9 protein-coding genes are annotated in these 12,902 nt (G+C 58.0%); 4 read left to right on the top strand and 5 right to left on the bottom strand.

The window, feature by feature from the left end; translation table 11 throughout:
* Positions 1-16: 16 nt before the first annotated feature.
* From cysK to crr, 4 genes are all read left to right on the top strand, one after another.
* Positions 17-985 (top strand): cysteine synthase A, encoded by a 969-nt coding sequence (cysK, locus tag OKC43_RS09440; protein WP_005338267.1) that lies wholly within the window; start codon positions 17-19, stop codon positions 983-985.
* A 440-nt stretch (positions 986-1,425) separates the two neighbouring features.
* On the top strand, positions 1,426-1,683 hold the full coding sequence (locus tag OKC43_RS09435; RefSeq protein WP_005338266.1) for an HPr family phosphocarrier protein: 258 nt from the start codon (positions 1,426-1,428) through the stop codon (positions 1,681-1,683).
* A 46-nt stretch (positions 1,684-1,729) separates the two neighbouring features.
* Positions 1,730-3,457 carry a phosphoenolpyruvate-protein phosphotransferase PtsI gene (gene ptsI / locus OKC43_RS09430; protein ID WP_019446785.1) on the top strand — a complete coding sequence of 576 codons (1,728 nt, stop codon included), beginning with the start codon at positions 1,730-1,732 and terminating at the stop codon, positions 3,455-3,457.
* 42 nt (positions 3,458-3,499) lie between these two features.
* Positions 3,500-4,009: a PTS glucose transporter subunit IIA gene (crr, locus tag OKC43_RS09425; protein ID WP_005338264.1), complete on the top strand. Its 510-nt coding sequence runs from the start codon at positions 3,500-3,502 to the stop codon at positions 4,007-4,009.
* A gap of 98 nt (positions 4,010-4,107) precedes the next feature.
* On the opposite strand, the gene OKC43_RS09420 is transcribed toward crr, so the two are convergent.
* The 5 genes from OKC43_RS09420 to mscK all read right to left on the bottom strand — a co-directional run bounded on the left by OKC43_RS09420 (position 4,108) and on the right by mscK (position 12,644).
* Positions 4,108-5,040, bottom strand: a complete 933-nt coding sequence (locus OKC43_RS09420) for a GGDEF domain-containing protein (RefSeq protein WP_270658999.1) — start codon at positions 5,038-5,040, stop codon at positions 4,108-4,110.
* A gap of 339 nt (positions 5,041-5,379) precedes the next feature.
* Positions 5,380-7,410, bottom strand: coding sequence for a M13 family metallopeptidase (locus OKC43_RS09415; protein ID WP_270658998.1), 2,031 nt, complete (start codon positions 7,408-7,410; stop codon positions 5,380-5,382).
* Positions 7,411-7,463: 53 nt separating this feature from the next.
* On the bottom strand, positions 7,464-7,868 hold the full coding sequence (locus OKC43_RS09410) for a hypothetical protein (protein ID WP_270658996.1): 405 nt from the start codon (positions 7,866-7,868) through the stop codon (positions 7,464-7,466).
* A 357-nt stretch (positions 7,869-8,225) separates the two neighbouring features.
* On the bottom strand, positions 8,226-9,188 hold the full coding sequence (locus tag OKC43_RS09405; RefSeq protein WP_100654160.1) for an IS1595 family transposase: 963 nt from the start codon (positions 9,186-9,188) through the stop codon (positions 8,226-8,228).
* Positions 9,189-9,314: 126 nt separating this feature from the next.
* The gene (mscK, locus tag OKC43_RS09400) at positions 9,315-12,644 is read right to left on the bottom strand and encodes a mechanosensitive channel MscK (protein ID WP_201990817.1); all 3,330 of its coding nucleotides are present in this window, start codon (positions 12,642-12,644) and stop codon (positions 9,315-9,317) included.
* Positions 12,645-12,902: the final 258 nt, after the last annotated feature.

Here is a 12,902-nt window from a genome sequence, read left to right as displayed (position 1 = left end):
ACACAGGGATAGCACCATGAGCAAAATTTTTGAGGACAACAGCCAGACTATCGGTCACACCCCGCTGGTTCGTCTCAACCGTGTTACCAAAGGCCGCGTGCTGGCCAAGATCGAGAGCCGCAACCCCAGCTTCAGCGTCAAGTGCCGTATCGGTGCCAACCTGATCTGGGATGCCGAGAAGCGCGGTATCCTGACCAAGGGTAAGGAGATTATCGAGCCCACCAGCGGCAACACGGGTATTGCTCTGGCCTTTGTCGCGGCAGCTCGCGGCTATCCCATCACCCTGACCATGCCGGCCACCATGAGCCTGGAGCGCCGCAAGCTGCTCAAGGCGCTCGGTGCCAATCTGGTGCTGACCGAAGGGCCGCTCGGCATGAAGGGGGCCATTGCCAAGGCCAACGAGATCCTCGAATCCGAGCCGGGCAAGTATGTGTTGCTGCAACAGTTTGAAAACCCGGCCAACCCGGAGATCCACGAAAAGACCACCGGCCCCGAGATTTGGGATGCCACTGACGGCGAAGTGGATGTGTTCGTAGCCGGGGTCGGTACCGGCGGCACCATTACCGGGGTCTCCCGCTATCTGAAGCAGACGAAAGGCAAGGCGGTGGTCTCTGTTGCGGTCGAACCGGCCGAGTCGCCGGTCATCAGCCAGAAGCTGGCCGGGGAAGAGATCAAACCGGGCCCACACAAGATCCAGGGGATCGGCGCCGGCTTTATCCCGGGCAACCTGGACCTCTCCCTCATCGATCGGGTGGAGAAGGTGACCAGTGACGAAGCCATCGAGATGGCTCGCCGCCTGATGGAGGAGGAGGGGATCCTGGCCGGTATCAGCTCCGGTGCTGCGGTGGTGGCTGCCAGCCGTCTTGCCGAGCTGCCGGAATTTGCGGGCAAAACCATTGTGGTCATCCTGCCGAGTGCGGCGGAGCGTTACCTCTCTAGCGCCCTGTTTGCCGGGGTGTTCAGCGAGCAGGAGCTGCAGCAGTAACTGATCGGAATCTTTCAAAACAGCGGCGCTCCCAGGAGCGCCGCTTCTTTATGGGCTAGACTCAACCCCTGTTAGTGTCACTTGATCCTTATTTTTTGGGGTAAAATAACAAGTTCCGGAGTGAGAAAAAAAGCAGACATTCCGCTCTAAATCTCATATCCTGTGCGGCGTCACGCGGTGTTTGCTGGCTGGGTATCACAAAGTAACAAAGTGTTATTTTTCGTTATAAAATAATTTCAGGCCAGTCCTGATGCGGCTTGTAGCCCAATAACTGAAAATTGCCAACCAGCGCGCCGATTACTGCACAGAAACTTGACCTGGATTAAACCATTGCGGGTCTGCTTTCGTTACTTTACAACATATCCATACTGACACGGTGGGTCAGGTTGCCTCAAAAACGACCAATCCACCAAAAAATATCAATAATATGGGGTGAAACCATGTACGAGAAGTCTGTTGTTATTACTGCTGAAAACGGCCTGCACACCCGTCCGGCAGCTCAGTTCGTGAAAGAAGCCAAAGAATTCCAAAGCGAGATCACTGTGGTCTCCGGTGGCAAGTCCGCCAGCGCCAAGAGCCTGTTCAAGCTGCAGACCCTGGGCCTGACCAAGGGTACCAACGTAACTATCCAGGCTGACGGCCCGGATGCTCAGCAAGCTGTTGAGAAGCTGGTTGCCCTGATGGACGAGCTGGAGTAATCCAGCTTTAGATTCCTCCCCCACAGTCGTTTTAATAGGAAGGATTATGATATCTGGCATTCTTGCGTCCCCCGGTATCGCATTCGGTAAGGCGCTTCTTCTTAAAGAAGATGAAATCGTTATCAATCAGGGCAAAATCTCTGCTGACCAGATTGATGCCGAGATCAACCGTTTCCTCGAAGCTCGTACCAAGTCAGCTACCCAGCTGGAAGCCATCAAAGAGATGGCCGGTCGCACCTTCGGTGAGGAAAAAGAGGCCATCTTCGAAGGCCACATCATGCTGCTCGAAGATGAGGAGCTGGAAGGGGATATCAAATCCTTCATCAAAGAGAACAAGGCTTCCGCTGACAAAGCCATCTATGAGGTGATCGAACAGTACGCCAAGATGATGGCCGAGCTGGATGACCCTTATCTGCGCGAACGCGCTACCGACTTCCGTGACATCGGCACCCGTCTGGTCAAGAACGTACTGGGCATCGCCGTTGTCAACCTGAGCACCATCGACGAAGAGGTGATCCTGGTCGCCAAAGACCTGACCCCGTCTGAAACCGCTCAGATCAACCTGAAATATGTGCTGGGTTTCGTCACCGACATCGGTGGCCGTACCTCTCACACCTCCATCATGGCCCGCTCCCTGGAGCTGCCGGCCGTGGTAGGCACCAACGACATCACCGAGCGCGTCAAGAACGGTGACATGCTGGTGCTGGATGCGATCAACAACCAGATCATCATCAATCCGACTGCGGAACAGCTGACCGAAGCCAAGAAATTCCAGGCTCAGTTCCAGGCCGAGAAAGATGAGCTGGCCAAGCTGAAAGATCTGCCTGCCATCACACTGGATGGTCACCAGGTCGAAGTGTGCGCCAACATCGGTACCGTCAAGGATACCGAGGGTGCCATCCGCAATGGCGCCGAAGGCGTGGGTCTGTACCGTACCGAGTTCCTGTTCATGGATCGTGACGCGCTGCCGACCGAAGAAGAGCAGTTCAAAGCCTACAAAGAAGTGGCCGAAGCGATGCCGGATCAGCCGATCATCGTGCGTACCATGGACATTGGCGGCGACAAAGAGCTGCCCTACATGAATTTCCCGAAAGAGATGAACCCCTTCCTGGGCTGGCGTGCCGTGCGTATCTTCTTCGACCGCGAAGACATCATGCATGCACAGCTGCGGGCCATTCTGCGTGCGTCTGCCTTCGGCAAACTGCGCATCATGTTCCCGATGATCATCTCTGTCGAAGAGTTCCGTAGCCTGAAAGCGACCGTAGAGACGCTGAAAGCCGAACTGCGTGCCGAAGGCAAAGCCTTTGATGAATCCATTGAAGTGGGTATCATGATCGAGACCCCGGCCGCTGCCGTGATGGCTCATCATCTGGCCAAGGAAGTGGATTTCTTCAGTATCGGTACCAACGACCTGACCCAGTACACTCTGGCTGTCGATCGTGGTAACGAGATGATCTCCGCCATGTACAACCCGCTGTCACCCTCCGTCCTGACCCTGATCAAGATGGTTATCGATGCGTCCCACGCCGAAGGCAAGTGGACCGGTATGTGTGGTGAACTGGCTGGTGACGAGCGCGCTACCCTGCTGCTGCTGGGTATGGGTCTGGATGAGTTCTCCATGAGCGCCATCTCTGTACCGCGTATCAAGAAGCTTATCCGCAACACCAACTTCGAAGATGTGAAGGCAATGGCTGATCAAGCACTGAGCTTTGCCACCGCCGCTGAAATCGAAGCATGCGTAGATAACTTTATTAAGCAGAAAGCAGTCTGCTAAGATCGGCTGCAAACAGCGACAAATCATCTCTAGGAGCTTTATATGGGTCTGTTTGATAAACTGAAGAAACTGGTTTCCGACGATAGCTCTGACACCGGCGGCATCGAAATTTTTGCTCCGCTGTCTGGCGAAATCGTGCCGATCGAAGATGTGCCTGACGTTGTCTTCGCCGAGAAGATCGTTGGTGACGGGATCGCCATCAAGCCGGCTGGCAACAAGATGGTTGCTCCGTGCGATGGTACCATCGGCAAGATTTTCGAGACCAACCACGCGTTCTCTCTGGAATCCGACTCCGGTATCGAGCTGTTCGTTCACTTCGGTATCGACACCGTTGAACTGAAAGGCGAAGGCTTCAAGCGTATCGCTCAGGAAGGCCAGCAGGTCAAGCGCGGCGACACCATCATCGAGTTCGATCTGGCCGTTCTGGAAGCGAAAGCCAAGTCTACCCTGACTCCGGTTGTCATCTCCAACATGGACGAGATCAAAGAGCTGATCAAAATGACTGGTGCCGTGACTGTGGGCGAGACCCCGGTTATCCGTATCAAGAAGTAATGCCCGGCTGGCTCACGCCAGTTGCGCAGTAAAAAACCGAAGCCTTGTGCTTCGGTTTTTTTATGGCCGCGACTCGGCTTCCCTTTCTGGTGATCACTCTATTCCGTCGAGATGACAACCCGGTTACGGCCCTGATCCTTGGCCTGATAAAGGGCCCGGTCGGCCATCATCAGCAGATAGTCGATGCTCTCCTGCCCCTTCATGCTGGCACACCCCAGACTGATGGTGAGGGAGAGCTGTTTCCCCTGCCATGGCAATCGGGTGGTACTGACATGCTGGCGCAGCTGTTCGGCGCGCCGTGCCGCCTGGTCAATATCACAACCAGGCAGGATCAGCAGAAACTCCTCTCCACCCCAACGGGCCAGACTCTCCCCCGGCAACAGCTGGCTCGCCATGGCGTGGGCGACGGCGCAGAGCGCGGCATCACCCGCAGGGTGGCCGTAGCGGTCATTGACCTGTTTGAAATGGTCGATATCTCCCAGTACCACCGAGAGGGGCTCACCTTGCAACCAAAGGGCCTGCAGCTGTTGCTGGGCGCCGCGCCGGTTGGTCAGTTCGGTGAGTGGATCGGTGCAGGAGAGGCGGCTCACCTCTTCCACCATACACTGCAGGTCGTGGATATCGCGAAAGGTGACGATATGGCCATCCGGGATGGCATCGGCTCCCAGCTGGGCAGTGACGATAAACCAGCGCGACTGACCGCTCTTGCAGCGGATCAGCGCAGGCATTTCGGCAACCTCCAGTCCTTGCGACAAGCTCTGTTCCACCTGGGAGTGCCAGGAGTCGATGATGGTGCGGCGATACCCTTCATCCGGGTATGCGACCTGAAACCAGGAGGCCATGTCCGGCAGGTCGTCAAGGTTGTAGCCCAGCTGCTCAATAAAGGCTTTATTCAGGAAGCGGTGGCGCCGCTGCGGGATCATGTCGGGTGAGCAGCCATCGTGACGGGCAATGGATTCTGACACCAGAATAGGCAGCGGGATCACATCGAAGGAGCGAAACAGGATCTGTTGCAGTTCTCGGTCATTCATAGGAAAAGCGGCATCCACGATGCATCTTTTACATGCTTTACCATAGGTCAGACCAGTGTGGTGGTAAACCGATTTATGGCGGTTACGCCGCCGGTTTTTCAGCCAATGGCAAAGGCGAGAAAATGGCGGGGTTGTTTGCCGTGGCCGTATCGGGTGAAAGCTGGGCAGGCAGAGGAGAAACGGCGGGGCAAAGGGTCAAAAAAACCCACATGGTCAGGCACATGTGGGTCGGGAAAAACCAGGCAGGGTAAAACAGACACTCCCTGTGTCGGTCATCTTCAGCTCAGGTGGAGGTGGTCCATCTGCTGGAGCTTTTCGGGCCAGGGCCCCTGCTGGTGGTCACCAAATCTTCACACGCTCGGAAGGTGGCAGATAGAGCTTGTCTCCCGGCTTGATGGCAAAGGCGTGATAGAAGGCCGGCATATTCGCGACGACGCCATTGACCCGGTACTCCAGCGGCGAGTGGGGATCTGTCTTGAGCAGAACGGCAGCGAGCTCGGGCCGGTACTTTCCTTTCCACACCTGCGCCCAGCCGATAAAGAAACGCTGCTCGGCAGTGAAGCCATCGAGCACCGCTGGCAGGCGGTTGCCCAGGGCGAGCCGGTACGCCTTGTGGGCGATGGTCAAGCCGCCGAGATCGCCGATGTTCTCGCCAAGGGTCAGCTGGCCGTTGACATGCTCCCCCATGATGGGCTCGAAACGGTCGTACTGTTTTGCCAGTTTTTGCGCTCTGGCGGTGAACTCCTTGAGGTCGGCCGGAGCCCACCAGTTGTGCAAGGCACCGTTGCCATCGAATTTGGCCCCCTGATCATCGAAACCATGGCTCAGCTCGTGACCGATGACCGCGCCGATGGCGCCATAGTTGACCGCATCATCCGCCTTCAGATCGAAGTAGGGTGGTTGCAGTATGGCGGCCGGGAAGACGATCTCGTTGTTGTTCGGGTTGTAGTAGGCGTTCACCGTCTGCGGATTGTCGAACCACTCCTCCCGATCCACCGGTTGATGGAGGCGGGCAAGGTGCTCGTTGTAACGCACCGTGGCCGCGCGCTGGGCATTGCCGACCAGATCATCGGGACGGATCTCGATTGCGCTGTAATCCTGCCACTGGTCGGGATAGCCGATCTTGACCCTTACCTTCTCTAGTTTCGCCAGCGCCTGCTGTTTGGTCGGGGCAGACATCCAGTCGAGCCCACCGATCTCCTGGCGATAGGCAGCGATCAGATTGCGTACCATGGTCGCCATCTGTGCCTTGGCTTCGGCCGGGAAGTAGCGCTCCACGTAGAGTTTGCCCACCGCCTGACCCAGATAGTCGTCCAGCACCTCCATGGCCTGCTTCCAGGGCTCCCGCTGCCGGGGGATGCCGCTCAGGGTTGTACCGTAGAAAGCGAAGTGCAGAGCATTGCTCTGGCTGTCGAGATAGGGCGCATAAGTGCGTAGCAGATGGAACAGGCAGTAGGATTGCCACTGCGCGATGCTGGTCTCCTGCATCACGGCGGTCAGCTTCTCCAGATAGTCCGGCTCACTGACGATGATCTCCGTTTCCCCGGCGATACCGGCCTCTGCCAGGTAGCGTTGCCAATCCAGGGTGGGCAGCAACTGACTGAGGCGAGCGATGGGCAGTTTGTTGTAGGTGAGGTTGTCATCCCGCAGCTTGACTCTGCCCCACTGCAGGCTGGCGAGCTGGGTCTCCAGCGCCAGAATGCGATGGGCCTGCTCGCTCGCCCCCTCGACGCCGGCATGGTTGAGCAGGGCGGTAATGAACTGCTCGTAGCTGGCCCGCAGTGTCTTGCTGGTGGCATCTGCTTTCAGGTAGTAGCCCCGATCCGGCAGACCGAGGCCGGATTGCTGCAGGTAGATCCCGTAGCTGTCAGGCTGTTTCTTGTCGGCCATGAACCCGATACCAAAGGGAGCGCCGCCGCCCAGCTTGTTAACCCGGGCAAAGTAGGTGGCTAGCGAGGCGCCATCATGGATGGCCATGATCTCATCGCGCAGTGGCTGAATGGGGGTCAGCCCTTTGGCATCCCGCCCGGCCTGATCCAGATAGCTGGCGTAGAGATCGGCGATCTGCTGGTGAGGGGTTCCGGCTTGTTGCGGGCGCTTGAGCAGCTCCTCCAGCAACACCTTGCGATCCTCCAGCGACTTGTCCGCCAAAAGATTGCCGATGGTCTGCCCCGGCATGTCATCTGGAATTTGGGTCTGGGCCAGCCAGTTGCCGTTGACGTGGCGAAACAGATCGTCCGCCGCGCGCACGCTGTTATCCATGCTGGCCAGATCCACCCCGGAGTGGCCGCTGGCGGCACCGGCGCATGGGGCCAGGCCAAGCAGGGCCAGCGCAATGAGGCTGGCGATCATGCTGCGTTGCTGTTTCATCGTGAGTGTCCTGTATGGGGAGCCTGTGGTGATTGGCTGTAACCGCTGGCCAATCAGCTGCGAACGACCGAGAGGAAGCGACCGTCGTGATTGAAGGTGCAGGTAAAGTCGACCAGATCATCGTCGGTCTCGTACTGGCCATAGACCTTGTATCTGTGGCCACTCTCTTCTGCCGACTCGGTGGTGATATCGCGGGGGGAGACATGGAATTTGCTGGCTGCTTCCCCCGAGCAGTAACGGGGCATCTTGCTGGTGGCCATATGCTGGTCATCGCTATCGTCATGCTGGCCATCATGCTCGTGTTTGTTATCGCTGTACTTTTTCCCGGCGTAATAGCCAGCGGCGCCGATGGCACCCAGCGCAGCTGCACCTATCAGGACTTTCTTGGTATCCATATTCTGGCAGCCGCTCAATGTCAGACAGGCGGCCAACCCCATTACCATCAAGGAGTGTTTCATCTCTCGGATCCTTTCAATTATCAAATGAGCAAGTCGGTGTCAGCCGGACGGTGGTCACAGTGCCCGGCGCTGGAATGGCGCCACTTTGCAATGGTCAGGATGAAGAGGACACTCAAATAAAATTAAAAAAAGTTATAAAAGTCCGGGAGCCGGGGCGAGCGCGGTATGGGTAAGCGGTGAGGGGAGAAGGGCGCAGGTTTCATCTGTGCGGTAAGTAGTGGTGTGTAGCAAGTGTTTGTTTTTAAACTTTTATTTCTCTTTATATTTTATCAAGGGTGATGGCTGCCTGTTGTGCGGCGGCCAGCCATGTTGGCAATGGATAACTGTCTCTATCGCCATAAACTGGCATAAAAAAGGCTATGTCCCAATTACGTGTTGCATGGGGCGCCCCAGCGCCTCATGCAAACATGCTTTGATATTTACGCCTTTTCCGTAACGCTCCAACATCCGGCGCCAACCCAGGTAGTTCTTCAGGTAGTGCGTCGCCACGCCATGGAACCGCTCCATCCACTCTTTCAATCGATGGTGATATCCGTTCACATGCTGGATGTGATACGCACCGACTACCCGTTCGCCTTGACGATTGCGCACCACCTGATGGGTTATACCCTGTTCCTTGCTGAAACAGGCATACACACCCGCCCCATCGCTACACAGCACCGCATCTGGTGACACCAACGGCTTTAACACCGCGATGACCGTCTCGGCATCTATTTTCTCCAACTGGAAATCCGCATGGTGGCCTGTACGGTCTTGTACCACCATCACCGGGATGTAATCTGGCCCGGTTCCACGAGTTCGACCTTTACCACCGCGATGACGTGGTGGACGCGGCAGTCCCCGCTGCCCCTTGAACGATTCAAGGAAGAAGGTCTCATCAACCTCAACGATGCCCTCTTCCCGGGTGGCCTGATGGGTTGCCATCGCGCGCAAGAAGCGGTGACGCCAGAGGAACGCGGTGTTTTTGCTGACCCCACAGCGCCGCGCAGCCTGGCGGACAGTCAGTCCTTCGATGAGGGCTTGCGCGTAGTCTTCCCAGCACTGTGCTTTACGCAATCTGGCCAAGGGCGTCTTGGTCAGAACGGTGCTGGTGCGCAGACACAGTTTGCAACGGTAGCGGCGCAGCCCCCGACTCCATCCCCAAGGCGCCAGCTGGGTAACATCGGCCTGACAATGGGGGCAGCCACTGCATGCCGGTAACTGAGTATTGAGCGAGGTAATCGTGTGGGGTGCAGTGAGCTCCTGCTGAGCAACACGGCGCTGGCGCAGGGTTAACTGGGGAAAGAGAGACAGCAGGTGTTGAAAGGCTGGGGTATCCATGATGGTTGACCTCAAGGTGATGGCCTACTTCAAGATTAGCCTTTCAACACGTAATTGGGACAGAGCCATAAAAAAGCCGCTCACCTGGGTGAGCGGCTGTTGCTATCAGATTAATGCAGTTCGCTATCAGGCTGGCTGCTTGCCATCTTCTGCTGGCGGCGGCAGGGCGGCGGAGTTGGACTCCACCTTCTGCTCTTCGCCCTGCATGTTCTTGATGTAGACATCCATCTGGTTGAAGGCGATCTCGATGCCGTTCTCGCGGAACAGCTGGTCGATCTTGCGGTTCAACTCGTCCACCGCCGGGTTGCGATCCCCCAGTTCGCTCACGAAGAAGCGCAGCTCGTGATCCAGGGTGCTGGCGCCAAAGGTGAGGAAGTAGACGATGGGAGCCGGGTCTTTCAGCACCCGACTGTTTTCGTCGGCCGCCTGTTTCAGCAGGGTGCGGGTCAGCTCGAGATCCGAGCCATACGCCACGCCCACCCGCACGATCACCCGAGTGACGGTGTCACTCAGCGACCAGTTGATGAGCCGTTCTGTCATCAGCTGCTGGTTGGGGATGATCACCTCTTTGCGGTCGAAGTCGGTCAGGGTGGTGGCGCGAATGCGGATCCGCGAGACTGTACCGGAGAAGGAGCCGATGGTGACGGTGTCACCGATCCGCACCGGACGCTCGAACAGGATGATGATGCCGGAGACGAAGTTGGAGAGGATCTCCTTCATGCCGAAACCGATACCGACTGACAGACCACCCGCTACCCACTGCAGCTTGTCCCACTGAACACCCATCATGGAGAGAGCGGTGAGGGAGCCAAAGCCGATCAGCACGTAGTTGAGCATGGTGGTGATGGCGTAGGCGGTCCCCTGAGCCAGGTTGAGCTTGGAGAGCACCAGCACCTCCAGCAAGCCCGGCAGGTTGCGCGCCAGTGACCAGGCACCGCCGAGCAGCAGGAAGCCGATCAGCACATCACTCAGGCTGATGGGGAAGAGCACGGCGTTGGCGCCGGTGCCTTCACTGCGGTGCCACAGCACCATGCTGTCGAGGTAGGAGAAGACCGCGACCAGATCGGACCAGAGCCAGTAGAAGGCGACGCCGAAGATCAGCATCAGCACGGTACGGGTCAGACGCAGGGACTGCTGGCTGACATCCTCCAGATCCATGGGCTGCTCTTCGATGGACTCGCCACCTTCCGCATCTTCCGAAGATTTGTGCTCACGCTTGGCCACCGCACGGCGGTAGGCCAGACGACGGGCAGCCAGCTCCAGACCACGCAGAGCGGTGCGGTAGACCAGGCTCCAGATGATGATGAGGTAGAAGGATTCGATCAGGCGACCGGTCAGCTTCAGCGCGGTGTAGTAGTAACCGAGCACGGCCAGCACGATCAGCGCCACCGGTGCCAGCGCCAGGGCAATGGCGATCAGCGACTTCTGCATGCTCGCCTCGCCCTTGATGCGGGCGCGGGAGATGGGGAACACCAGATAGGCGGCCAGCCCCAGCAGGGTCAGGGTCATGGCCTGGCCGATCACATCGTTGCCCAGGGTGGAGGGTTCAACCACCGCCTTGGTCGCGAGCATGATGAGCGGCAGCAGTGGCAACCAGATGTAGCGCATGCTGTTGCGCTTGGCCTGCAGCTCCGCTTTCGGGATCCGGAAGTGGGTTTCGGCGATACCGCCCGGGCGCATCACCGCCAGATAGACGCTGAACACCAGATAACCGAGGGCGAGGTTCAGGGTGATCTGGAACATCAGCTTGGGACTGAGCAGACCGCAGTAGGTGAGCAGCAGACCGCCAGCCAGAATGAACATGCTGCCCGGCAGGCGTTGCAGCACGGTATAGAGCAGGGCGCGCGGGGTGTGCCACTGGCTGTCCTGACGGAAACGGCCAAGGTCCTTGGTGATCTTCTTCTCGCGCTCAACCAGCGCAGGGCGTTTCCAGACCAGCAGGCCGCCGATCAGCAGCAGCGGGAAGGCGAGCAGGGAGATCCCTAAGAGCTCTTCGCGCCAGCGTTTCCAGTCCGGTTTCAATACCCAGTCGGAGGCCTGTTTGTAGGCCTGGGCGGGCCAGCTGATAAACCACTTGCTGTCGATGGGCTTGTTGCTGCTTACCCAGAAGATGTGTTGCTGCAGGGTAAATTCGATAGAGGCATAGACCCGCGCCAGCTGCTGCTGGGTCAGCTGCAGGCTGATGGCGTTGGTGAGCTGGCTGTCGAGTTGGCGGTTGAGCTGATCGAGCAGATTGATGCGGGTGTCGAGCAGCTTGGCAAGGCTCTCCTTGTCCTCCTCGCCCACCGGATCCTTGCTGCTAGCGATCAGATTGTCCAGATAGAGGTTCTTCTGGAACAGCTGGTCACGCTGCTGGCTCAGTTCAAACTGGGCCAGATGCAGATCGGCAATCTGCTCTTCCAGGTTTTTGACGGCGATGGTGGGTGCCGCTTCCAGCTGCTGGTAGAGCTGATAGAGGATGCGTGACAGCAGCAGATTACCCTTGAGCATCTGCACCTGTTCATTGAGGTTGCGCTCGGTCTGGATGCCGCGCTCCAGCCAGCTCTTGGCTTGCAGGTTTTTCTGTACCAGCGAGTTGAGGCTGGTAGTGGCACCGATCAGCTGCTGGCTGAGCTGGTGGTTGAGCTCCTGCTCTTTTTGCACCAGCGGGCTGTCTTCGGTCGCCACCAATTCACCGGTCTGCTCGGCGGTTTTTTCGGTGTCGCCGAGGCGCTTGGCGCTGCTCTGATCCTGCAACAGCTGCAGTTTCTGCTCTTCGCTGGCGAGACGGGCACTCTGGTAGTCGCGCTGCTTGATCGCCAGATCCTGCATGCTGGTACGGTTATCTAGCTCCTTTTGCAGGTGGGCCAGTTGCAGGTCGAGCAGGGCCAGCTCGGCACCGAGCTTCATCTTCTCGGCGCTGGAGACGCTTTCACCGGCGTTGAGGCGGGTACGGATCTCCTGACTGCGCTGGTAGGCGCGGCTCATGCTGGCCTGGGCCCGCTCCGGCAGGGTCTGCAAGCTGGTGAGCTGGCTGCCGATGGCGCCGAGGGCCTCCTGGGCCGCCTGCATGTTGGCCAGCACTTCCGGCTGACGGCTGTCGAGCTCTGCCAGACTCATGCTGGCGTATTCGCTCTTGATCTGCTCGGCACTCTTGCCCTTGGTCAGGGCATCGAGCTTGGCGCTGATCTCTCTGAGTTCGGTGGGCAGGTTGCGGATCCGCTGGGCCTGGGTCTTGGCCTTCGCCTCTTCCTTGTCGATGCTGTCGAGCAGGGCGAGGGTTTCGGTCAGCAACTTCTGATCCGCTTGCTGACTGACGGTCAGGGTCTCTGATTTACCCAGACCATCCAGCGCTCGCTGAACTGCGTTGCGAGAGGGGACATCTTGCGCCATGGCTTGCGGCACGCAGAGGCTGGCGAGGAGACAGAGCAGCGGCAACAGGGTGGCCGAGACTCTTTTAAAACGTATTGAGGGCATATAACTTCCGGGTTATTACGCGATATTCGGGAGATTTCCCGCATAGATTAAATTCGCGTGGATTCTAACACCGGGCTTGTCAGGTAAGCAGGGGGGAGGGACAAAAAAAACGGCGCCCGCAGGCGCCGTTTTCAACTCGTTCAGCTCTGATTAAAGAACGTGAACAGAAGCGGTGTTGGTGGTGCCGCTCGGTACCAGAGCACCGGAGACCATCACAACCACGTCACCTTTCAGACCCATGCCGATTTCCAGCGCGGC

This window comes from Aeromonas sp. Y289-2, assembly GCF_027705925.1.
Taxonomy (GTDB): domain Bacteria; phylum Pseudomonadota; class Gammaproteobacteria; order Enterobacterales; family Aeromonadaceae; genus Aeromonas; species Aeromonas veronii.
This window is presented reverse-complemented; position numbering and strand designations above follow the sequence as displayed.

Bases quoted from the DNA above. Each gene is read 5' to 3' on its own strand.
- mscK (WP_201990817.1), bottom strand. From the start codon at position 12,644: ATGCCCTCAATACGTTTTAAAAGAGTCTCGGCCACCCTGTTGCCGCTG.
- cysK (WP_005338267.1), top strand. From the start codon at position 17: ATGAGCAAAATTTTTGAGGACAACAGCCAGACTATCGGTCACACCCCG.
- ptsI (WP_019446785.1), top strand. From the start codon at position 1,730: ATGATATCTGGCATTCTTGCGTCCCCCGGTATCGCATTCGGTAAGGCG.
- OKC43_RS09415 (WP_270658998.1), bottom strand. From the start codon at position 7,410: ATGAAACAGCAACGCAGCATGATCGCCAGCCTCATTGCGCTGGCCCTG.
- OKC43_RS09410 (WP_270658996.1), bottom strand. From the start codon at position 7,868: ATGAAACACTCCTTGATGGTAATGGGGTTGGCCGCCTGTCTGACATTG.
- OKC43_RS09435 (WP_005338266.1), top strand. From the start codon at position 1,426: ATGTACGAGAAGTCTGTTGTTATTACTGCTGAAAACGGCCTGCACACC.
- crr (WP_005338264.1), top strand. From the start codon at position 3,500: ATGGGTCTGTTTGATAAACTGAAGAAACTGGTTTCCGACGATAGCTCT.
- OKC43_RS09405 (WP_100654160.1), bottom strand. From the start codon at position 9,188: ATGGATACCCCAGCCTTTCAACACCTGCTGTCTCTCTTTCCCCAGTTA.
- OKC43_RS09420 (WP_270658999.1), bottom strand. From the start codon at position 5,040: ATGAATGACCGAGAACTGCAACAGATCCTGTTTCGCTCCTTCGATGTG.